The sequence below is a fragment of the Paenibacillus sp. sgz302115 genome (genome assembly GCF_056120445.1).
Window position 1 is genome coordinate 155,154 of the sequence record NZ_JBVYOK010000014.1, and the last position, 21,814, is coordinate 176,967.

General features: G+C 48.8%; 17 protein-coding genes and 1 riboswitch. Of the genes, 12 read left to right on the plus strand and 5 right to left on the minus strand.

Going from position 1 to position 21,814, the window contains the following annotated elements:
• From AC0LWN_RS23120 to AC0LWN_RS23160, 9 genes are all read left to right on the plus strand, one after another.
• On the plus strand, positions 1-1,419 hold the full coding sequence (locus tag AC0LWN_RS23120; RefSeq protein ID WP_474669482.1) for a glycosyltransferase family 2 protein: 1,419 nt from the start codon (positions 1-3) through the stop codon (positions 1,417-1,419).
• Positions 1,420-1,440: 21 nt separating this feature from the next.
• Positions 1,441-2,268, plus strand: a complete 828-nt coding sequence (locus tag AC0LWN_RS23125) for a response regulator (RefSeq protein WP_474669484.1) — start codon at positions 1,441-1,443, stop codon at positions 2,266-2,268.
• Complete coding sequence (locus tag AC0LWN_RS23130; RefSeq protein WP_474669486.1) at positions 2,268-3,623, plus strand: nucleotide sugar dehydrogenase; 1,356 nt, start codon at positions 2,268-2,270, stop codon at positions 3,621-3,623. The genes AC0LWN_RS23125 and AC0LWN_RS23130 overlap by 1 nt, the downstream gene beginning before the upstream one ends.
• A gap of 52 nt (positions 3,624-3,675) precedes the next feature.
• Complete coding sequence (glmS, locus tag AC0LWN_RS23135; protein WP_474669488.1) at positions 3,676-5,508, plus strand: glutamine--fructose-6-phosphate transaminase (isomerizing); 1,833 nt, start codon at positions 3,676-3,678, stop codon at positions 5,506-5,508.
• Positions 5,509-5,517: 9 nt separating this feature from the next.
• Positions 5,518-6,486, plus strand: a complete 969-nt coding sequence (gene glmU, locus AC0LWN_RS23140) for a bifunctional UDP-N-acetylglucosamine diphosphorylase/glucosamine-1-phosphate N-acetyltransferase GlmU (RefSeq protein WP_474669489.1) — start codon at positions 5,518-5,520, stop codon at positions 6,484-6,486.
• A 4-nt stretch (positions 6,487-6,490) separates the two neighbouring features.
• On the plus strand, positions 6,491-9,514 hold the full coding sequence (locus AC0LWN_RS23145; RefSeq protein ID WP_474669491.1) for a hypothetical protein: 3,024 nt from the start codon (positions 6,491-6,493) through the stop codon (positions 9,512-9,514).
• A 163-nt stretch (positions 9,515-9,677) separates the two neighbouring features.
• Positions 9,678-10,379 carry a pirin family protein gene (locus tag AC0LWN_RS23150; protein WP_474669493.1) on the plus strand — a complete coding sequence of 234 codons (702 nt, stop codon included), beginning with the start codon at positions 9,678-9,680 and terminating at the stop codon, positions 10,377-10,379.
• Between the two features lie 32 nt (positions 10,380-10,411).
• The gene (locus AC0LWN_RS23155; protein WP_474669495.1) at positions 10,412-10,738 is read left to right on the plus strand and encodes a hypothetical protein; all 327 of its coding nucleotides are present in this window, start codon (positions 10,412-10,414) and stop codon (positions 10,736-10,738) included.
• 187 nt (positions 10,739-10,925) lie between these two features.
• On the plus strand, positions 10,926-12,020 hold the full coding sequence (locus tag AC0LWN_RS23160) for a Leu/Phe/Val dehydrogenase (RefSeq protein WP_458966181.1): 1,095 nt from the start codon (positions 10,926-10,928) through the stop codon (positions 12,018-12,020).
• Positions 12,021-12,131: 111 nt separating this feature from the next.
• Here AC0LWN_RS23160 and AC0LWN_RS23165 read toward each other — a convergent pair whose 3' ends face one another.
• On the minus strand, positions 12,132-12,902 hold the full coding sequence (locus tag AC0LWN_RS23165) for a peptidylprolyl isomerase (protein WP_474669497.1): 771 nt from the start codon (positions 12,900-12,902) through the stop codon (positions 12,132-12,134).
• 117 nt (positions 12,903-13,019) lie between these two features.
• On the opposite strand from AC0LWN_RS23165, the gene AC0LWN_RS23170 reads away from it, so the two are divergent.
• Positions 13,020-14,258 (plus strand): MFS transporter, encoded by a 1,239-nt coding sequence (locus tag AC0LWN_RS23170; RefSeq protein ID WP_474669499.1) that lies wholly within the window; start codon positions 13,020-13,022, stop codon positions 14,256-14,258.
• 14 nt (positions 14,259-14,272) lie between these two features.
• Here the strand turns inward: AC0LWN_RS23170 and AC0LWN_RS23175 are convergent, their stop codons facing one another.
• Together AC0LWN_RS23175 and AC0LWN_RS23180 are read right to left on the minus strand one after the other, a co-directional pair.
• The gene (locus AC0LWN_RS23175; RefSeq protein WP_474669525.1) at positions 14,273-15,592 is read right to left on the minus strand and encodes a voltage-gated chloride channel family protein; all 1,320 of its coding nucleotides are present in this window, start codon (positions 15,590-15,592) and stop codon (positions 14,273-14,275) included.
• 73 nt (positions 15,593-15,665) lie between these two features.
• Positions 15,666-15,728: riboswitch (Fluoride riboswitch) on the minus strand.
• A 54-nt stretch (positions 15,729-15,782) separates the two neighbouring features.
• Positions 15,783-16,262, minus strand: a complete 480-nt coding sequence (locus AC0LWN_RS23180; protein ID WP_474669501.1) for a hypothetical protein — start codon at positions 16,260-16,262, stop codon at positions 15,783-15,785.
• Between the two features lie 235 nt (positions 16,263-16,497).
• On the opposite strand from AC0LWN_RS23180, the gene AC0LWN_RS23185 reads away from it, so the two are divergent.
• On the plus strand, positions 16,498-18,396 hold the full coding sequence (locus AC0LWN_RS23185) for an ATP-binding protein (RefSeq protein WP_474669503.1): 1,899 nt from the start codon (positions 16,498-16,500) through the stop codon (positions 18,394-18,396).
• 106 nt (positions 18,397-18,502) lie between these two features.
• Complete coding sequence (locus AC0LWN_RS23190; protein WP_474669505.1) at positions 18,503-20,419, plus strand: ATP-binding protein; 1,917 nt, start codon at positions 18,503-18,505, stop codon at positions 20,417-20,419.
• Between the two features lie 21 nt (positions 20,420-20,440).
• On the opposite strand, the gene AC0LWN_RS23195 is transcribed toward AC0LWN_RS23190, so the two are convergent.
• Complete coding sequence (locus tag AC0LWN_RS23195) at positions 20,441-20,683, minus strand: NHLP leader peptide family RiPP precursor (protein ID WP_458966247.1); 243 nt, start codon at positions 20,681-20,683, stop codon at positions 20,441-20,443.
• Positions 20,684-20,766: 83 nt separating this feature from the next.
• Positions 20,767-21,702, minus strand: a complete 936-nt coding sequence (locus AC0LWN_RS23200) for a hypothetical protein (protein ID WP_474669507.1) — start codon at positions 21,700-21,702, stop codon at positions 20,767-20,769.
• Between the last annotated feature and the right edge of the window lie 112 nt (positions 21,703-21,814).

The window sequence follows — 21,814 nt, forward strand, 5'->3', positions numbered from 1 at the left end:
ATGAGAGATTTTTTATTAGGCTATGGGATTTTTGCAACCTATTACGTGGTAGCCATTAATACTCTTTATTTTTCGATCATGTCGTTTTCATTTAAGAAAATTTTTTCGATTGTAAAAAACAGCACCTATTCGAGATTTCAGGCATTATCCGGCTCGGAATATGTTCCGTCCATATCCATTCTCGTTCCGGCCTACAACGAGGAGTTGACCATTATCGAGAATGTCAATTCGCTGCTTGCCCTTGATTATCCAAAGTATGAGGTCATTGTAATCAACGACGGATCAAAAGATGACACGGTAGGCACATTGATTAATGAGTTTGGGCTCAAGCCTTCACAGCGTGCAGCGAAAAACATTTTAGAGACAGAAGCGATCCGGGCGGTGTATCACAATCCGGAGTACCCGAATCTATATTTGATTGACAAGAATAATGGAGGAAAAGCGGATTCGCTTAATGCCGGCATCAATCTTTCCCACCATCCGCTCATCGCATCCATTGACGCTGACTCTCTGCTGGAGAAGGATGCACTGATTCGTATTGTAAAGGTGTACATGGAGAATCCGGAGGAGACTGTAGCGATTGGCGGGAATATTCGCATCGCGAATGGCTGCGAGATTGAAGACGGAATTGTTAAGAAAGTTCAGCTGCCCCAAAGTATTCTTCCTATGTTTCAGACGGTAGAGTATTTGAAGGCGTTTCTTGGAGGAAGAATCGGCTGGAGCGCCATCAATGGCTTAATTATTGTCTCAGGAGCCTTTGGCGTATTCCGCAAGGACTATGTTATTAAGGCAGGCGGCTACCGCGGAGGATATCCGGGTGAAGATATGAACATTATTATCAAGCTCCATAAGTATATGCTGGAACATAAATTACCTTATCGTGTTGCCTATTGTCCTGATGCCGTCTGCTGGACCCAAGCCCCTGACTCGCTTCGTATACTGGGCAGCCAGCGAAGGCGATGGGGGCGCGGGAACCTTAAGAATATGCTGGAGTATGGTGTATATATGGCATTCCGGCCAAAGTATAAGGTTATGGGGCTGTTAACCCTTCCTTATAACATTATCTTTGAAACCCTGAATCCGTACTTCAGATTTACCGGGTTTATGGCATTGGTAGGATATGTCCTTTTAGATTTAACCAATTGGCGTATTCTTGCGCTGTTTAGCTTATTGAACATTCTGTATGGAATATTGCTGGGAGTCGGCTCCCTTTTGCTGGAGGAAATTGCATTCAGGCGTTATCCGAGAATCAGAGATGTGTTCAAGATGCTGTTCTTTATTGTCATCATGTTCTTAGGGTATCAGCAGCTGGGGGTGATCTGGAGATTTCTCGGGCATATTGAGTTTTTCAGAAACAATAATACTTGGGGAACAATGACCAGAACCAGCTTTACTAAAGATAAGAAAACTACCGGCTAGGGGGTAAGCAAAATCAACATTATGGAAAGAAAGTCATCGGGAAAGCTGCAGGATGCGTTTGAATTTTTTCTTACCTACTATCAGGCGGGTCAAATCTCTTACGGGATCATTCTTGCTGAATCCCATGAGATCAATGAGAAGAATTTGCAGGATATGAAACTTTACTTCGGTAAGGAGGGGTCCCTATTTGCACAGTACTATTACGATAATGAAAGCAGTATTTTAGCTATCCTGATAGACGATCTGAACCTGAGCCATACCCATTATCATTCTCTTATGGTTAAGGATTATCTGCAGGAACGAAATTTGCTTGCCGGACAAATCCTGATCGCCAGCTTCCCGGAGAATGGGGAGTCGGCTGTACAGATATTAAGCGATATGCTGGAGGAGATGAGTAAAGGCTCAAGCGAGCTTGGAGAAATTCGTATTTTTAACTTCGAAGCTCTGAATAAAAGGCAAAAGATCAGCATCCTGGTAGTCAATGATGATAACACGGTAAATGAGTATTTGGGCATTTATTTGCATAAGAAGGGTTATGATGTTCACTTTGCAAATAACGGGAGGGAAGGTATAGAAAAATACCTGGAGCTGGGGCCTGATCTAGTGATTACAGAGTTGAACCTTCCGGTCATGGATGGTTACCAATTGATCAATAAGATCAAGAATAACGGGAATGCAAATAACTATAAAATCATGGTGTTAACTGATAAACGACTGGATGAAGACATCCAAAAATCGTTTGAAATGGGCGTCTCTGATTACATGATCAAACCATTTTCACCTATAGAGCTGGCTGTTCGAATCAAAAGACTATTTCAACAAAATGACGATGAAGGAGAAATCAAGTGATGAATAATTATTCAGATCTGCAACAGGCAATCGCATCGCAAACAGCAAAAATCGGGGTTATTGGACTTGGGTATGTGGGTCTTCCCCTGGCTATGGAAATGGTTAAGAGCGGGTTTACAGTCGTTGGCATAGATTTAGATGTCCGCAAAATTGAAAAATTGCAATCAGGCAAGTCCTATATTCAGGATGTGCCCGATGATGCCGTTCAATCGTCTCTGGGAAAATTCTTTCCGACAGTCGATTTTTCAGCGCTGGAAGAGTTGGATGCAATCAGTATTTGCGTGCCTACACCGCTCAGTGAGAATCAGGACCCGGATACTTCATATATCACCAGTGTAGTAAACATGATCAAGAAGTATATGAAGAAAAGAATGTTAATCACACTGGAGAGTACGACTTATCCTGGTACAACAGAAGAGCTGATTCAATGGGAATTTGAGAAAATGGGCTTAACCGTAGGAGAAGATTACTTCCTCTGCTTCTCTCCTGAGCGTGTAGACCCAGGTAATACTTCTTATAACACCTATAATACGCCAAAGGTAATTGGAGGAACCACTCCGAAGTGCTCAGAGCTTGGCTCGCTTTTATACGGGAATACTGTCAAAACAGTAATTACTGTCTCTTCCCCTAAGGTAGCAGAAATGTCTAAATTGCTTGAAAATACGTTCCGCAGCGTGAATATTGCGTTTGTAAATGAAATGGCCCTGATGTGCGACAAGATGGGGATCAATGTATGGGAGGTCATCAAAGCAGCCTCTTCGAAGCCCTTCGGATATATGCCGTTTTTTCCGGGTCCGGGAATTGGCGGGCACTGCATTCCGCTTGATCCGATGTATTTGTCCTGGAAGGCGAAAGGGTTCCGTTTCCACAGCCAATTCATTGAACTGGCTCAATCCATTAATGACAACATGCCTGATTATGTAATCAGTAAAACAGGCCAAGTTCTCAACGTATATGAAAAGTCTATTCGAAAATCCAATATCCTCATCCTGGGTATGGCCTACAAACCAGACATTGACGACTTGCGGGAGTCACCAGGGTTACATATCTATGAGCTATTTAAAGAAAATGGAGCGAGTGTCGATTACTACGACCCGCATGCCCAAAGCTTTGCCGATAAGCATGGGAACACGGTTCATTCGATCGCTTACGATTTGGAGAAAATGAGAAGCTATGATTGCTTTGTACTCGTTACGAACCACAGCAGTTTTGACTACCAGGAGTTTGCCGGTTTGGGTGTAGCCGTTATTGATACACGCAATGCTTTTCAAGGAATAGAAGCACCGCATATCTATCAGCTTGGAACAACCGTAAAGATACCGGCTGAGAAAGAATTGCTCTCCCTTTTAGCGTAGGCAAGGTTCCGGGCGGCTACTGGGAAATTCAATAAGATGAGGAGATAGTCAGATGTGTGGAATCGTTGGGTATATAGGAGCGGGTCAGGCGCAGCACATTTTAACGAATGGTTTGAAAAAACTCGAATACCGTGGATATGATTCCGCAGGAATAGCGGTTTATAACGGTGAGCGAGTAGAGGTGTGCAAATCTATGGGGCGCATAGCTGTTCTTGAAGAGCGGCTGGAGCATTCACCCATAGAGGGCTCCGTAGGGATAGGCCATACCCGCTGGGCTACGCACGGGCGTCCATCAGATGAGAATTCACATCCTCATACGGATGAGTCAGGGATGTTTTCGGTTGTTCATAACGGGATTATTGAAAATTATCTTGAGCTCAAAAAAGAGCTGCTGGACAAAGGTGTGGTCTTTACATCAGAGACAGATACGGAAGTCATCGTGCACCTGCTTGCTGATCTATACGATGGCGATATTGTTTCTACGATTCAAGCAGCGGCCTCAAAAATGCGTGGTGCATATTCTCTTGGTGTTGTCACTGAGTATGAGCCGGACAAGCTGATCGCTGTTCGTTTGGCTAGTCCGCTGGTTATTGGTGTGGGGGAAAGAGAGAACTTCATTGGCTCCGACATCTCAGCTGTACTTGAGTATACTCGTGATTTTTACATCCTGGAGGATGGAGAGATGGCGGTTATTACGAAGAGTGATGTCTCTCTGATCAAAATGGATACGAAAGAAGTGTTTCAACGCGATATTTTGCGGATCGACTGGGACTTGGTGCAAACGGAGAAAGACGGTTTTGATACTTATATGTTGAAGGAAATTTATGAACAGCCCAATGCTTTTCGGAAAACCATCTTGAACCGGATTGATGCCGCAGGAAAAAACATCGTCTTTGAAGGATTACACTTGAGTTCAGAACACATCAAGTCGGTGGACAAAATATTTATTATAGGATGCGGTACTGCCTACCACGCCGGACTGGTCGGGAAAACGGTGATCGAAGAGCTGACCCGGATTCCGGTGGAGGTAGAAGTCGCTTCCGAGTTTAGATACCGCCGTCCGATTATTACGGAGAAAACCCTGGTTATCGTAGTGAGTCAGTCCGGAGAGACGGCGGATACCTTGGCTGCCTTACGGGAGAGCCAGCGTCAAGGCGCAAAGGTCTTGGCCATTACCAACGTTCCGGGAAGCTCCATTGCCCGCGATGCCGATGATGTGATTGCAACCGTAGCAGGGCCGGAAATTGCCGTCGCCTCTACCAAAGCCTATACCTCTCAGTTAATTGTGTTCTATTTGCTTGGAATGTACCTTGGACAAATAAGAGAAGCGATCACAGAGGATGAGCGTAAGCTCATGATTGCAGCCCTGTGCAAATTGCCTGAACAAGCGGAAGGCGTACTTCAGCGTGCTGATGATATCCGTTTGTATGCAGAGTCCATTAAGAACCGCAGCAGTTTGTTTTTTATAGGCCGCGGTATAGATTATGCCGTTGCACTGGAAGGCTCTCTAAAGCTGAAGGAAATTTCCTATATCCACTCTGAGGCATACGCGGCAGGTGAACTCAAGCATGGGACGCTTGCTCTGATTGAGGAAGGAACGCCCGTTGTTGCCCTGACCACCCAAATGGATCTGTATGAAAAAATGGTCAGCAATATTAAAGAAGTAAAGGCCCGCGGGGCCCATGTACTCGGGATTACACTGGAAGAGAATATCGAGCTGCACAGAGTTGTGGATGACGTGTGTCTAATTCCTCATACGCTGTTTCTGTTTACACCGATCTTATCCGTACTTCCTTTACAGCTTATTGCCTATTATACTGCCGTATCTCTCGGTAATGACGTTGACAAACCACGCAACCTTGCCAAAAGCGTCACGGTGGAATAAGTGGGGAACATGACAAATCATTATGCGGTTGTGTTGGCGGCGGGAAAAGGAACCCGAATGAAATCGAGACAATATAAGGTGTTGCACCCGGTTTGCGGAAAGCCTATGGTTCAGCATGTTGTTGACCGGTTGAACAGCCTCGAGGTTGATGAGATCGTTGTTATTGTAGGGCATGGTGCTGAACAGGTAAAGGAACAGCTTGGAGCGTCTGTGAAGTACGCATTTCAGGAGGAACAGCTGGGGACAGCCCATGCCGTTATGCTGAGCAGGGATTTATTACAGGATAAGACGGGAACCACGCTTGTAGTCAGTGGAGATACTCCGTTAATAAGGGAGGAAACCCTGCAACAGCTCATAGAGCTGCATGAGAAAAGTCAGGCGGCGGCTACCGTCTTGACAGCAATATTGGATGACCCTGCCGGATACGGCAGGATCATCCGCTCCCCTGAAGGCCTGGTAGAGCGTATTGTGGAACACAAGGATGCCTCCGTGGAGGAGAGGGAGATTTCCGAGATTAGCACCGGGATCTTTTGCTTTGACAATCAAGTATTGTTTCAGGCTCTCAGGGAGGTCAAGAATGATAACGTTCAGGGAGAGTATTATTTGCCTGATGTCCTAGAAATCATGAAGAACCACAGCTATCGCATTGCTGCTTATATTACAGGTAATGCGGAGGATGGAATGGGCGTAAATGATAGAGTGCAGCTGGCTGCGGTCGAGAAGCTTCTCCGAAGTAGAATAAATGAGCAGCATATGCGAAACGGCGTTACCCTTATCGACCCTGATTCCACTTATATTGATGTGGACGTTGTGATTGGAGCGGATACGGTGATTCATCCGGGCTCTTTTCTCCGCGGGAATACCTCTATTGGTGAAAGCTGCACGATAGGACCCCATGCCGATCTAAGGGATTGTCAGGTTGATAATGAAGCTGAGGTTCAATACGCTCGTGTTACGGGTAGGAGGTTGCCTTATTAATACCATGAACACCACATCACGAAGGAAATCTAAGGGGAAATTCGTTATTTTCGGTACGTTGCTGCTGGCGGCAGCTGCCATTTGGATCTATTTCTATTTGTCTAGGCCCCCTATGATTAAAGCGACCTGGATATGGAATTCGGAAATTATTGCGAAAGAAGCAGACGACATTGTTGCGTATAGCAAGCAAAACGAAATTAATCTTATTTATTTACATATTGATCAAAAATCAATTACGCAGCAAGCGTATCGTTCGTTTATCAAGAAAGCGGGTGCAGCCGGTATCCGGGTAGATGCACTTGCCGGGGACCCATTGTGGTCATTGCCGGAAAACCGGCAAAGCATCCTAACCTTTGTGAACTGGGTACAGGATTATAATCAATCTGTAAATGAAGAAGAACGTTTTCATGGCATCCATGTCGATATTGAATTTTATACCTTGGCCCATTGGAATGACAATAAAGAAGAAATCATAAAGCAATGGATGACCAACATGGAGCTTTTGGTAAGCGAAACGAAAAAAGATCAAAACCTCGAAGTCAGCGCGGACGTCCCCTTCTGGATCAATGAGCTTATGAACCCGGGAACAACGGAAAGCCTCAGCAAGTGGCTCATCCATAGACTGGACCATATTACGTTAATGTCTTATCGGGATCGCGCTGAAGGAGAAAATTCAATTCTGGAGATCGTTACTCCTATTCTCAAAGAGGCTGGTTCTGAGGAGAACAAAGTAGTGGTAGGCGTGAACCTGCTCAAAAGCTCAGAAGGGAATGGCACAACGTTCCATGAAGAGGGTCTGGATGAAATGGAGCGGCAGCTGACCATTCTGAAAGATAAACTTAAGACGTATTCTCTCTATGCGGGAATTGCCATTCACGATTATGAGAGCTGGCGGGGGCTTGCGAAATACACCAGCTCATCTTCATCGTCAGACAAATCAACCAAAGCTATGCCTGTATTTGAAGCTGGTGGAATCAAACAAATCGCAAAGGTAGAGGGTGAACATCTAACCCTTTTTGATGGTACGTCATGGAAGCAGACCTTCTGGGCGGGGATGAACCTGGGGGCGACAACGCCGGGACACTTTCCCGGGGAGCTTACGCCCTCCCGCACAGATTACTTGCGCTGGTTCTCACAAATGCAGGAGATGAATGTAAAGGTGGTCCGTATCTATACGATCCTGCCGCCTGTGTTTTATGAAGCCCTGAATGAATTCAACGAAAGCGCCGAGGTGCCTTTGCTTATTATGCAGGGAATCTGGGCGCCGGACGAGGAGCTTGCCGGGGAGGATGCTAAAGGGCGGGATGCTTTTACACCGGAGATTACGAAGGATTTCACAAAAGAAATAGAGGATGCCGTGAGGGTCATTCATGGAGATGCTGATCTTCCCGAACGGTATGGTCATGCAAGCGGTGAGTACCGTACAGATGTATCACAGTATTTGTTAGGCTGGATTGTGGGGACGGAGTGGTTTCCTTATGCAGTTCAGGTTACCAATTCGCAGCACCCGGATATGACTCCGTTTAAAGGGGATTATTTCACAGCAAAGGAGAATGCTTCTCCATTTGAGAGCTGGCTGGCCTCCATGCTGGAGGTTTTAGCCCGTAAGGAAATCCAGTATGGCTGGCAGCACCCTGTTGCGTTTACGAATTGGCTGTCTACGGACCCGCTTATCCATCCGAATGAGCCGCTTAAGCAGGAGGATTTGGTGTCTGTAGATCCGATGCATGTGGCGGCAACTGCTGCCTGGACAGCCGGATACTTTGCTTCCTATCATGTGTATCCGTATTATCCTGATTTTTTGCGGTATGAGGAGAAGTATCAGAATTACCGTGATGCGGATGGCAAAGTCAACCCCTATGCAGGTTACTTGCATGATCTGCGTACCTATCATAAAGGCATTCCGGTATTTGTATCGGAATTTGGCGTTCCCAGCTCACGGGGAATTACGCATTATGGGGCAGCGGGTTTAAACCAGGGGATGCATACAGAACAAGAACAGGGACAGATGGATGCGGCTATGCTTAAAAGCATCTATGATGAACGCTACGATGGAGCGCTTCTATTTTCGTGGCAGGATGAGTGGTTTAAATATACCTGGAATACTCTCGATCTTGAGATTCCCTGGGAACGCCGGGCGATGTGGCGAAACCGCTTAACGAATGAAGAGAACTTTGGAGTCATTGCTGTAGAGCCGGGCAAGTCCGCATCAGACATGATCATTCTGGACGGGAAGACAACGGATTGGGAGAAGAGACCGCATAAAGTCAAACAATCGTACGATAAGTTTGATCTTACGGTATCCCATGATGAGGCCTACCTGTACCTTCTGTTAAAGAAGAAGGAAGGAAATTGGGATTTTTCAAAAGATATTGTGGATATCGGCTTTGATACCTTGAAAGGGGGCAGTCTGGTCGCTGATAAGGCACCTGGTATTACCTTTTCGGATGGAATTGAATTTTTACTCCGCATGCAAGGGGATAAGAATACCCGTCTCTTTGTAAATAGCGCGTATGATCAGCATACATGGCTGTATGCGTACATCAAGAACATGCTGCCGGGAGACCCCAGATACAGTCAGGATAAGCTGGGCCTCTTTTTACCTTGGAAGCTTGCGCTTAACAAACCGCTTTATCTGCCGGAAAGCAAGAAAACAGTTCCTTTTGAAGAGTATGAAGTAGGGGTTATGAAATCCGGAACTACAGATCCTGATGATCCTGCCTTTAATACGCTGGCCGATTGGTATGCCGCTCAGAATGTGCTGGAAATACGCATTCCTTGGATGATGCTTGGCTACACGGACCCGAGCAGCAAACAGGTGTGGCGTTATCCTTATGTGGCTAATGGAATTGTAGCTACAACCAGCGAAGGGGTAAGGGTAGAACCCTTTGTACAGTCGAAGGAGCAGTCTTCATTTACACCGTCTGAACCCGTGTTGTATCAATGGGATAAATGGGATGAACCTACGTCTCATGAACGGAAGAAGATGAGCTTTGAGATTCTTCGCAAGGCTTATGGCGAATATTGATAAACCTTTAAAAGGAAGAGAAGGCTTGAGGATTAACCTCGAGTCTTTTCTTTTTTTTACGTGCGTAAAAGAAGGGGAGAGGATGCTGCTTTTTTTGTTTTCCTGTGCTTTCTGCTACAATATTTTTAGGGTTGAGAGGTAACTATGACAAGGAGGGGATCACATGATTCAAGTATATCCGGCGGAATCCGCCCATCATTTTGACCACGGCTGGCTGAAAGGGACACATAGCTTTTCGTTTGGTGAGTACTATGATCCCGGCAATACGGCTTTTGGGCCGATGCGCGTCTGCAATGATGATATTATCGCTCCGGGGAGAGGTTTTGGCGCCCATCCGCACAGCGATATGGAGATTGTCTCCATCGTATTGTCCGGAAGGCTCCGTCATGAAGACAACCTGGGGAATGTGGCCGAGACGGACTTCGGCGGCATTCAGCGGATGTCGGCAGGGACAGGGGTCATTCATACTGAGCATAATCCTTCGGATACCGAGCCGGTGCGGCTGCTGCAGTTGTGGTTCATGCCGAGCACCCGCGGCACCTCGCCTTCATATAGTACAAGCCGGTTTGATCCGACGAAGCTTGATGGCGCATTGCTGCCTGTAGTTTCTGCCAATCGTGCGGATGAGGTTGTTGATATTGCCCAGGATATGACGATTTATCTTGGCCGCCTGCAAGCCGGTGAACAACTGAATTATCGGCAGCAGCCGGGACGGCGGATTTATATACATGTAATAGAGGGTCAGCTCAAGCTGAACGGAGACAAGCTGCTGCATCCGGGGGATTCCGCACGGATCGAAGACGTCAGCGAGCTGAAGCTTGCCGCTGGGGAAGACGTCTTCGTAATGCTGATTGATCTGCCATAAGGTCCATTCATACGTACAAGGAGGAAGATATCATGGCACAGGAGAGAGTACTGGTTAAGCATGCCGTAACAGGGCGCATGCTCCTCAGCAGCACGGACGGCCTGACCTATACCTTTGATCATGAGGGCGGTCTGACTTTGATAACCTTATGCGGCGTACCGGCAGATAAGGGGACGGCAGTGGTTGCGCTCAAGGCTGAGCTGAACGTTTTTCGTTTTGAGGAGCCGGCCGGCGGCCGGGTGGTCAAGCACTGGTATTATGTCGGCGACAACCCGGTGAACTACGACAGTTCTTCCGAATGTCTGACGATAGCGGTGCAGTCGGAAATTGAATACCGGCCGGATGAGTATTGGGAGTAGAATAGCAAGCTGTGCTCAAGCCTTACATGTGCATAACATCAAGAGTCAAGTTGATGTCGAATTCGAGCGGAATATAGAAAAAAATCCACCGTGTGCGGACAAATGGCATTGACAATACGCTCTGGAAGTACTAATTTTGTTATGAAACATAACGCAAAGAATAGCAGAGACAGGAGAAATGAGACCAATGGAATTGTTTGCAGCAATGGAGCGGGACGATTACGAAGAGCTGTTGTTTTGTCAGGATAAGGCATCAGGGTTAAAAGCTATTATCGCCATTCATGACACGACACTGGGTCCCGCACTAGGTGGAACAAGAATGTGGACGTATGCATCAGAGGAAGATGCGGTTGTGGATGCGCTCCGGCTCTCCAAAGGTATGACCTACAAGAATGCCGTTGCCGGGCTGAACCTGGGCGGCGGCAAGACAGTAATCATCGGGGACCCCAAAAAGGATAAAAACGAGGCGATGTTCCGTGCCTTCGGCAGATACATACAAGGTTTGAACGGCCGCTACATTACAGCCGAGGACGTAGGCACCACTGAAGCGGATATGGATATCATTCATCAGGAAACGGATTATGTTACCGGGATTTCGGCTACCTACGGCTCCTCGGGCAATCCTTCGCCAGCGACGGCCTTCGGGGTATATCAAGGTATGAAGGCGGCAGCTAAGGCGGCTTTTGGCAGCGACTCGCTGGAAGGCAAGACTGTTGCAGTTCAAGGTGTGGGTAATGTCTCCTTCACGCTCTGCAAATATCTTCATGAGGAAGGCGCGCAGCTTATCGTAACAGATATCAATAAGGAAGCGGTGAACCGGGCGGTAGAGGCTTACGGCGCCAAAGCGGTTGATCCTGCGGACATTATTTCTGTCAAAAGCGATATCTATGCTCCTTGCGCACTTGGCGCAACGATCAATGACAACTCGCTGCCGCTCCTACAGGCGAAGGTTGTCGCAGGTTCGGCCAACAATCAGCTCAAGGAGCCGCGCCACGGCGATGCCCTGCATGAAATGGGGATTGTATATGCTCCCGACTATGTTATCAATGCAGGCGGCGTAATCAATGTGGCCGATGAGCTGAACGGCTACAACAAGGAACGGGCGTTCAAGCAAATTGCCAAAATCTATGACAGCATCACCCGCGTGCTGGAAATCTCCCGCACAAGCGGAATTCCAACCTACGCTGCGGCAGATCATCTTGCGCAGGAGCGGATTTCCCTGCTGCGGAACAGCCGCAGCACTTTCCTGCGAGATAGCCACCACGTCCTGAGCAGAAGATAACTCTGCAGCGGTCAGCAGCTTGGTCATCGCTGCCGCCGCTGCATACAGTCCGGCCCCTTCACTTGCTTCAGCGGTGAAGGGGCCGGGTTATTTTGAAATATGATCTAACGATTACTGCACCTTTTGCGGTTCCGGGTAAGTAACGCCAAGCGTATCCACAGTAACCTTTTTCATAACCGGCGGCTGATCCGGCCGGTCGGAGCTGTCGCGCGGCAGGTTGACGATGGCGTCCACGACATCCTGTCCTTCCGTAACCTTGCCGAATGCGGCATATTGTCCGTCCAGGCTAGGAGAATCGGCGGCCATAATGAAGAACTGCGAGCCGGCGGAATTCATATCTTGGGTTCTGGCCATAGACAGCACACCCTGGGTATGCAGCAGGTTGTTGGTGAAGCCGTTCGCGGTGAATTCACCGGCGATGCTGTAGTCCGGTCCGCCTGAGCCTGTTCCGTCGGGATCACCGCCCTGAATCATGAAGCCGGGAATGACACGATGGAAAATCGTTCCGTCATAGAAGCCCTTTTGGATCAGGGAAATGAAGTTGTTCACGGTGTTGGGAGCGACCTCGGGGTACAGCTCGGCCTTGATAATGCCGCCGTTGTCCATTTCTATAGTAACAACCGGATGGCTGGCTGTTGCTGAAGGCACACCTTCAGTAGCTGCCGCAGCGCTCTCCTGCGGGGCCGGGCTGGCTTCGCTGCCTGCGGTATTTGCGGTGTTGCCCGCTGCGTTGTTGTTTGCCGGCTTGTTGCCGCAGCCTGCGGCGATGACCAGCAGGAGTGTCATCATCACCAGAAGGATGACCGGGGTTCTTCTTGTACGCTTCACGTTCTCAATCGCTCCTTTAATCTTTGAATATCGGTTGTCCACATCCATCATCATACAACCTTTCTCCTCTCCCTTGCAAAATATAAGAGGATCGCACGGGATTGGCACATTCCCTAAAGCGGAGTAGAATGAGTAGGTACTTCCAAGAATAAACAGACAGGAGTGTGCAGTATGCGCTTTTCATGGAAGCGGAACCTGATCGTGCTTTGGATAGGCGTGTTTTTTTGCAGCACCGCGTATTCGATCTCGATCCCGTTCCTTTCAATTTTTTTAAGTGACCAGCTAGGAGTTACCAATCATCTGGAAATCTGGTCAGGCGTCAGCTTCGGCATCACCTTTTTGGCCAGTGCGCTGATTTCCCCTTACTGGGGGTCGCTTGCCGATAAATACGGGCGCAAGCCCATGCTGATCCGTTCGGGATTCAGCCTGGCTGCGCTCTATCTGATCAATTACTTTGTGCATGATCCGTATGTTTTTATTATTGTGCGTATTTTTCAGGGGCTCTTGGCGGGTTTTGTTCCGGCGGCAATCGCTATGGTGGCTACCAACACTCCAGAGGACAAGACAGGCTATGCGCTCAGCATCATGTCCACAGCCGGAGCTACGGGGAGCATCCTCGGCCCGCTGATTGGCGGTGTAGTCAGCTATTATTCCAGCAACCGCAGCGCGTTTCTGTTCTCGGCGGGGATCGTGCTGGTGTCGGCGCTGATTGCCACCTTTTTCGCCAAGGAAGAAAATTATGACCGCTCGGCCCCAAGATCGCATGTCAGCGATGATATCCGTGAGGCCAGGAAAAACCGTGCCTTCATTACGCTGCTGCTGCTTGCGGGCCTGGCTACTTTTTCTGTAATGATTCTGGAGCCGCTGCTGCCCATCTATTTGCTGGATATGGGAATTTCGCGGAACAGTGCTTCACTTAGCTCAGGTATTGTGTTCTCCGCTGTAGGGATAGCCACGGTTATTATGGCTCCGCAGTGGGGGAGAATCGGCAGCCGTAAAGGCTTTGGAATCGTTCTTTTCATTGGCCTGCTGGGCGGAGGCATCGGGAATATCCTGCAGTTTTTTGTCTCCGGTTATGTAGAATTTGCGCTCCTGCGTTTTGCTTACGGCTTGTTCTATGCCGGAGTGCTGCCTTCGGTCAATGCGATGATTGTCCAAGTGATTGATCCGGGCTTTCGCGGGCGCGCGTTTGGTCTGAATCAGGCGGCTACCCAGCTCGCAACGATGGCCGGACCGATCATTGGCGGTATGCTCGGCGCGTTCTTACCTATTCGCTGGGTGTTCGTCATTAACGGGGCGATTCTGCTTATGGCAGCAGTGCTTGTGAAGACCCGGAAATTGGAGGCGAAAGTCGAAGCGGCCCACACCTCGGGACACGCCTCGGGACAAACGGCAATATTGGAAAAATAGTGCTCCAGAGCCGTTCAGCGGTCCGCCTCCGGTTTGATTTTGCGCCGCTGCTTGACGGTAGCGAGTGTTGTTCCTTCAGGGATATGAATCCACTGGCTCTTGGATATCCCGATCTGCTGGGACGTATAGATGCCTGTATGCCCTGAGAACAGGAAGCTGACCAGGCAGGCAATGAACATATAGACCGCTCCGCCGGAGCCGAACAGCTCAATGCCCATAATGAAGCAGGCGATAGGCGTGTTGGTGGCTCCGCAGAAGACGGCGATAAATCCAAGCGAAGCCAGAAATGGCGCATATAGATGAAGGATGCCGGCCAGACTGTTGCCCATAGTAGCCCCTATAGCAAATAAAGGGGTTACTTCTCCTCCCTGAAACCCGGTTCCCAAGGTGAACGAGGTGAAGATAAGCTTCCATAAGAAGGCGAAAGGCGCAACGCCGGTCGTGAAGGAATCCTGGATCAAAGGGATGCCCAGGCCCAGGTAATCTCTGGAATCGACAATATAGACCAAGGCTATAATGATGCAGCCGCCGAGCGCACTTTTGAGCATAGGATTTTTCACAAGTGCTGTGAAGGTTCTTTTCAGATAATGGGTAAGCTCACTGAACAGGATGCTGGCAAGCCCAAATAATATGGAGGCAAGGATCACCTTCAGCAGAACCACAACTCCCAGTGCAGGAAAAACATCAACCTGATAATGGATATGCTTCACGCCCCACACGCGGGTGGCGACTATATCACCGACAAAGCTGGCTGTAAAACAGGGAAGCAGCGCTTTATGGCTGATCAAGCCAATCGCAATGACCTCCAGGCCAAATATCGTTCCGGCCAAAGGGGTTCCGAAGATGGAGCCGAAGCCGCCGCTGATTCCGCACATGAGCAGAATTTTACGGTCGAGCGGGTTGATGCGGATCAGCTTGCCGAAACCTTCGGCCAGACTGCCGCCCATTTGCACCGCCGTTCCTTCCCGCCCCGCCGAGCCGCCGAATAAATGGGTAACGAGAGTTCCGAACAGCACAAGCGGCGCCATCCGCAGCGGAATCGTCTCATTGCCATCGTGGATTTGTTCAAGAATCAGGTTGTTTCCCTTGGAGCTGTTTTTGCCGTAACGCATGTACAGATAACTCACCAATGCTCCGCCCAGCGGAAGCAAGAACAGCAGCCAGGCATAACTCATACGTAGCTCCGTAACGGCATCAAGACTTTTTAGGAAAAAAGCCGAGGCTGTTCCCGACAGGATACCCACAACGCTGCCCAGCACAATCCATTTGATAAAGGTGCTCCAAAGCGCCAGATCACTTCTCCTTTCGACCCATTTCTGCCAGTGCGCATACATAGCTTTCATTCTTTTAGCCCCCGATTACATCATGATCTCCCCATAATAAAACAGACTCCTACCAGCAAAATGCCCACTGGTAGGAGTCATTAGTCACTAAGGGACGGTTATGGCGAACTCCATCGCCGTATTGAATTACACCCAATATTAAGGATGCAGCGTTAAAAAGTCAATGCGAAAAATAACAAAACTAATCTTCCTCTCCGGTCGAGCCGTTTAGGATGTCAATCCCCGGCATGACATCCACCGGCGGAGCAGCCGGATCGACAGAGGTTTCCGGCTGAAGCTCGTCGGCATCGGGAATATCCTCCAGCGGAGGCTCCTCTTCATCGGCCTCTGCCGCAGCCCCCTCCGCTTCAGCATAGCGAAGCGCGCTGCCGGTCAGCCCCGCCGCACCGGCGGCAAAGAGCGCATCGGATTCCAGCAGCTCATCCCGCCCGGGCGGAGGGGGAGAGGTCATGCTTATATTACGGTCTGCCCGCAGCTCCGGCATAGGTTCAGGCGCATTCAGGCCAATATCGGCGGCGAGTATATGATCGCCTACCAGGGCCGGATCGGCATCATCATCCACTACTCCGTCCAGATCAATAGGAGTTTCATGGATCCCGCCCATCTTTGTGTAGCGCTCATATTCAAAGTCGGCTTCAGTTTTATTAAACTCATTTCCCATCGCCGTTCAACTCCCTTTGCATAATGAATAGCAGGCCTGATCTTAATATATTCAATCTTCTGCCGGATTAACCGTCAGGCCAAGAAAACGGTGTTGACGCTTTAAAAGGACGGGCAGACGTTTCTTCTTGTTTCGAGGTTTTTTTGCAGGATCAGGCAGGGATGGTGCGAAGGCTGTCGAAAACAGGTATCATAAGAACTATATAAATCCAACTAATGATTCACTGAGGTGCATAATGAAGTTTCCATCAACAAAGGCAGCGGCAGCAATTGTCATGCTGCTGCTGCTGATTGCTATAGTACCTATAAGTATCGCTATGCAATGGGGAGGAAAGACAGGTCAGCCTTTACCGGAGTGGGAGCTGAAATGGGACTATGGAAATATTCATAGTCCCGGAGAAGCGGCTGGGGTTCCCGATGACGAATGGGTCAAGGTTGCTTCGGGGGCTGCCAGACCGCTGCCTCCGGCAGGTGTCACGGCTGCCTGGCTGCGGATTTCTCTGCCGCAGGCGGAAGGGAACTCAGCACTGCTGATTAATAAAATATACGGAAATACCGTCAAGGCTTATATGAACAACAAGCTTATCTACGATTCCCGGGAGATCATTAATTATAATGGAAGCAAGGCGCTGATTCCGCTGTCGGGTAAAGAGGGCAAGTCCCAGCTCTACCTGTGGAGCAGCGGGGGCGATAAGGGCTTTGGTGTAGAGGGAAGTATCACGGCGGGAAGCTACGGCAAGCTGCTGGCTTTTTATGTGAAACAGGATTTAGTGGATATTGTAATCGGGGCAGCCCTTCTGTTTATGGGAGTGGCACTGATGGTATGTCTGTTATTTCTTCGGCTGGATTTTTTCAAGGGCGGATTTTTGCTTGTGCTGGTAATTCTGTCCTTCGGAGTATTGCTGATCACCTATTCGCCGTTTCTGCCGCTAATTATGGGCAGCCGGGGCCGGCTGATTGAAATCTGCTTCGATTTGGCTCTATTTACGCTGCTGCCGGCTTTTACGTTTTATTTTGAGCAAATTTTCGGACCTGGCAAGCACGGCTGGATCATCCGGCTGCGTAAATTTCAGCTAGGTTTTTCGCTATTCTGTCTGGGATTTCTAATATTGAATGCTTTGCTGTCTTTCCGGCTGGACGGTGCGTACAGGTTTACAACTGTGGACATTCTGGGCGTAATGATGATTTTGCAGTTTCTATTTCTGATGTATGTGGCTATTCATGCTGCCCTCAAAGGCAACCGGGATGCGGTCATTTTCTCGATTGGATTCGTAGTGTTTGCGGTAATGTCACTCAGCGAGCTGATCCTGTATTATGCCTCCAATGAGAAATATCAACTCTTCTGCTGGAAGTGGGGCGTGGTGGTGTTCATTCTTTCACTGATCGTCATCCTGGGAAGAAGGTTTGCAAGCAACTACGAACAGGCTGTGAATTATTCCCAGGAGCTGGAGAAGTTCAATAATGATCTGCAGCGTTCGGAGAAAATGGAGATTATCAGTGAGCTTGCCGCTTCGGTGGCTCATGAGGTGCGCAATCCGCTTCAGGTTACCCGCGGTTTCCTGCAGATTCTTGGAGAACGCTCCGCCGAGAAGGAGAAAGAGTACCTGCACATGGCTCTGGAGGAGCTAGATAGAGCTTCGGTAATCATTACGGACTTTCTGACCTTTGCCAAACCCGGAATGGATACGCTGGATAACTTTGAGGTATCGCGGGAGCTGGAGCATGTCTCCGGCATACTGGTGCCGCTGGCGAATCTGCAGGGGGGAACGATAGAGCTTAAGCTGCAGAGTGGTCTTCAAGTGCTGGGCAGCACGTCCAAATTCAAGCAGGCTTTTATAAATCTGATCAAGAATGCGATTGAATCCTTGCAGGAGGATGGACTGATTACCATTGCCGCATGGGGATCAGGCGAGCAGGTTGTCATCAGTGTGCGGGATAACGGAGAAGGCATGAAGGTCAGCGAATTAGCCCGGCTGGGTGAACCCTATTATTCCAACAAAACCAAGGGAACAGGGCTCGGGCTCATGGTTACCTTCCGGATTATTGAAGCCATGAACGGCTCGATTCATTTTCAGAGCAAAAAAGGGGAAGGCACAGAGGTTATCGTCAAATTGCCAGCATCCGTAAAAATTTAGGAGTTTTTTCGAAAAATTCCGCATTTTTAAAGGGATGGGCTGCGGATGAAGCGAAATAGTACAATAACAGAACGTTGCTTCTGAAACTTTCTTCTGAGGTGCTTGCATGCGCTTGTTTGCTAGAGTTATTCACCTGACAGCGGTGTTGATCCTGCTTCTGATGACCTGCGGTTCGCTCCTGGTAACGGCAGACAGCCGCTACGCCTCCAAAGAAATCACAAGCTGGCAAATGAAATGGGCAGAAGACGGTGATACCGGCCGTGAGGTTCCCGTGCAGGATCACCACGGCTGGATGAATGTCAATGCCGCTCTGGGAACGCCGGAGCTGCCGGCTGGAGTGTCCTCCGCATGGACGCGGATTGAACTGCCGAAATATGAGTACGCCGCTCCTTCGATATATATTAATACGCTGTATGCATTGCATGTTAAGGTGTATCAGCAGCAGAAGCTGATCTTCGAGGGTGACCGCAGCTATATTCATGATAACTATTCACTGCTTATCCCGCTTAGTGATGCAACTAACGGCACTACCTTGTACATATGGACAGAGACGCTGCAGGAGCGGATCGGCATTAAAGAGCGGGCAGTGCTTGGCGAGCATAGCGTTTTGATTAAGGATTATATTAAAAATGGGCTTGTCGATATCATTTTGGGCGGCGCGTTCCTGTTCGTGGCGCTGGTCATGTTCGTATGCGCATTTTATCTGAACAGGGAGTATTTCTCTGTAGCTTCTTCCTTGTCTATAGTGATAGCCTCCACCGGAGTTCTGGCGATTACGTATTCACCTTTTACGTATACCTTCTATAGTTATTTAGGTCCCGTTAGCGTCGTCTTTTTCGATCTGGCCCTGCTGTCGCTGCTGCCGTCACTGACCTTTCTGTTTGAGAAAATATTCGGCAGCGGCAAGCTCGGCATCATTCGGAGGTTCCGTAAATTCCAGGTAACCTACTCCTTGTTCTGCTTATCTTTTCTGATCATTAATGCCGTGTCGGGCAACCGTTTTGTGGAATTTTATTATTTTATCTCCACCACCATTGTTGGAGTGATCATGATAGTGCAATTCATTCTGCTGGTTGCCTGTGTCATTCTGTTCTCGCTGCGGGGCAACAAGGATGCGATCACCTTCGCCATTGGCTTCGGAACCGCCGCTTGTACCGGGGTAGCCGAGCTGGTCTGGTATTATATCCGTGGCGGGAATTATGATCTGGTCTACTGGAAGTGGGCGCTGGTGGTATTCATTCTCTCGCTGATCATTATTTTGGGCCGCAGGCTGGCCTTGAACCATCAGCAGGTTGTCAAGTATTCACGGGAGCTGGAGCTGTTCAACAACGAGCTGCAGCGCTCCGAAAAAATGGAGATCATCAGCGAATTGGCCGCCTCTGTAGCGCATGAGGTACGCAATCCGCTGCAGGTAACCAGAGGATTTCTGCAGCTTCTCAGCGAGAAATCGTCCGCTGATGAGCGAAGATATTTGTTCATGGCCCTTAGCGAGCTGGACCGTGCGGCCAATATCATTACGGATTTTCTTACGTTTGCCAAACCGGAGTTTGAGCAAGTCTCTCTGCTGAGCGTCTACGATGAATGCAAGCATATCGAGAGCATTTTGCTGCCGCTGTGTCATTTGAATGGGGGTAAGATGGTGCTGGAGGTTGGAGAGGATTTGTGGGTGAAGGGCAATTCCTCCAAATTCAAGCAGGCCTTCATCAATATGATCAAGAACAGCATTGAGTCGCTGGGGGATGAAGGGCTGATCTCTATGATGGCCTACGCCAGAGGGGATAAAGTATTTATTCATATCAAGGATAACGGGTCAGGCATGGAACCGGCTGTTCTGAGCAGGCTGGGTGAGCCGTATTTCTCCTCCAACAAAACGAAGGGTACGGGACTGGGACTTATGGTTACGTTTCGGATTATTGAGGCGATGGGAGGCGAGGTCCGGTTTATCAGCAGAAAAGGAGCCGGTACCGAATCCATTACTACTCTGCCATTGGCAGAAGCTCCGGATGGTGCGGGCTCCCTATGAGACCTAAGCTCCAATTATATCTTACCAGGTACCTTGTGGTTTGATGTCTGTTTTCACTACGCCTGAAGCTGGACTGGGGGGAATGACCAGGTAGAACTCATTCGAGCCTTCCTCAACCGTTTTGAGAGTAATATGATCGGGAAGATTGATGCCTAGCGCTTCTTTGAGGGCTGCTTTTGGATCTGTGAGTAATCTTTGCTTGAACCCCGGATCTTCCCATGCCTTCTGAATCACTTGATTTCTGAGAATTGCTTCTGACACAATAATCACCCTTCCCAAAATGGTTATATTTTCCTGATCAGTATAGCATAGGCCATTCTATTATTCTACCTCTAATTTCCTAGTTTTTAAGCGTTCATGTTCTTGGATAACCAGTAGCTGAGACCTCCGCCCTGCAAAAGCTGCTTCTCTGCTTCGATGGCTGCGGCGATATGCTGCAGATTCTTCACAAGCACCTGATGGAACGAAACCAGATGGGGCACATTCAAATGGTAATCTTCTAGGCTACTGTGGTTGGCAAGGGCTGCTTCGGCATAAGCCGCAAGTCCTCCTGTCGTGAATATATAATCCTTCACCTGTCCTTTGGTAAGTGGTTCACTGCCAGGTCCAAGATGACGGCGCACCAGTGACAGCAGACAGTTATAGCTGCCCTCGGCAAGATCCTGCTCCCAATCCTCATAATCGTCGAGCATTTGCAGGGTCAGCAGAACTATGTGGATCATATCCTCGGCTTCCTTAATAAGGTTGGCATTGCCTGTGTGCAGCAGGATGGCGGTGCTGGAGAGCTTGAGGGGGCTGGCTTTATGGGCGATTTTGATTACGTCATTCTGAAAATAATCACCGCCCGTCTCCCCGGCCACGCTGTCCGCCCATTCGGTAATATAACGGTTGAAGCACGGCCAGAAGGGGGAATCCGCCGGGAAAAGCGGTCTGTATTTATTCATAAATTGGGCATAGAACAGATTGGCCAGCGGCAGCATCTTAGCAGGTGTGGATTCACTGCTGTCCATCAGATCATCCTGAATGAAGAAATACAGCATGGCAAAGATGTTGCCCACCGACATTTGGCGGGTCTCCTCCCGGGTAAGGCCATATCCGTCCCTGAACCAAAACGGGAGAAGATAACAGATGTAATTCTTGTGGCTTCCTGCGCCAAACACGTTGAACTGATCGAGATAGATCAACCCTTGAGCCTGAAGCGGTTCTGGAAATTCGGAGATGATGGCGCTGCAGTCCAGAAACACCAAGCGGAGCTCTTCTTCGTAATCGTGCAGCCAATCCATAGCTTTGTCCCCTGTCATTTTGTAATATTTAGGAAAAAAGTGGTTATTCGTCATGATTATAGTCTTCCAGATAGGCGATTTCAATCAGAATTTGCGAGTTTTAGGCAAAGAA

What these genes read in the sequence shown, in the direction of transcription:
- AC0LWN_RS23175 (WP_474669525.1), bottom strand. Translation starts at nt 15,592, where the DNA reads ATGTATGCGCACTGGCAGAAATGGGTCGAAAGGAGAAGTGATCTGGCG.
- AC0LWN_RS23160 (WP_458966181.1), top strand. Translation starts at nt 10,926, where the DNA reads ATGGAATTGTTTGCAGCAATGGAGCGGGACGATTACGAAGAGCTGTTG.
- AC0LWN_RS23120 (WP_474669482.1), top strand. Translation starts at nt 1, where the DNA reads ATGAGAGATTTTTTATTAGGCTATGGGATTTTTGCAACCTATTACGTG.
- AC0LWN_RS23125 (WP_474669484.1), top strand. Translation starts at nt 1,441, where the DNA reads ATGGAAAGAAAGTCATCGGGAAAGCTGCAGGATGCGTTTGAATTTTTT.
- AC0LWN_RS23145 (WP_474669491.1), top strand. Translation starts at nt 6,491, where the DNA reads ATGAACACCACATCACGAAGGAAATCTAAGGGGAAATTCGTTATTTTC.
- AC0LWN_RS23185 (WP_474669503.1), top strand. Translation starts at nt 16,498, where the DNA reads ATGAAGTTTCCATCAACAAAGGCAGCGGCAGCAATTGTCATGCTGCTG.
- AC0LWN_RS23200 (WP_474669507.1), bottom strand. Translation starts at nt 21,702, where the DNA reads ATGGATTGGCTGCACGATTACGAAGAAGAGCTCCGCTTGGTGTTTCTG.
- glmU (WP_474669489.1), top strand. Translation starts at nt 5,518, where the DNA reads ATGACAAATCATTATGCGGTTGTGTTGGCGGCGGGAAAAGGAACCCGA.
- AC0LWN_RS23190 (WP_474669505.1), top strand. Translation starts at nt 18,503, where the DNA reads ATGCGCTTGTTTGCTAGAGTTATTCACCTGACAGCGGTGTTGATCCTG.
- AC0LWN_RS23150 (WP_474669493.1), top strand. Translation starts at nt 9,678, where the DNA reads ATGATTCAAGTATATCCGGCGGAATCCGCCCATCATTTTGACCACGGC.
- glmS (WP_474669488.1), top strand. Translation starts at nt 3,676, where the DNA reads ATGTGTGGAATCGTTGGGTATATAGGAGCGGGTCAGGCGCAGCACATT.
- AC0LWN_RS23165 (WP_474669497.1), bottom strand. Translation starts at nt 12,902, where the DNA reads ATGATGATGGATGTGGACAACCGATATTCAAAGATTAAAGGAGCGATT.
- AC0LWN_RS23130 (WP_474669486.1), top strand. Translation starts at nt 2,268, where the DNA reads ATGAATAATTATTCAGATCTGCAACAGGCAATCGCATCGCAAACAGCA.
- AC0LWN_RS23155 (WP_474669495.1), top strand. Translation starts at nt 10,412, where the DNA reads ATGGCACAGGAGAGAGTACTGGTTAAGCATGCCGTAACAGGGCGCATG.
- AC0LWN_RS23180 (WP_474669501.1), bottom strand. Translation starts at nt 16,262, where the DNA reads ATGGGAAATGAGTTTAATAAAACTGAAGCCGACTTTGAATATGAGCGC.
- AC0LWN_RS23170 (WP_474669499.1), top strand. Translation starts at nt 13,020, where the DNA reads ATGCGCTTTTCATGGAAGCGGAACCTGATCGTGCTTTGGATAGGCGTG.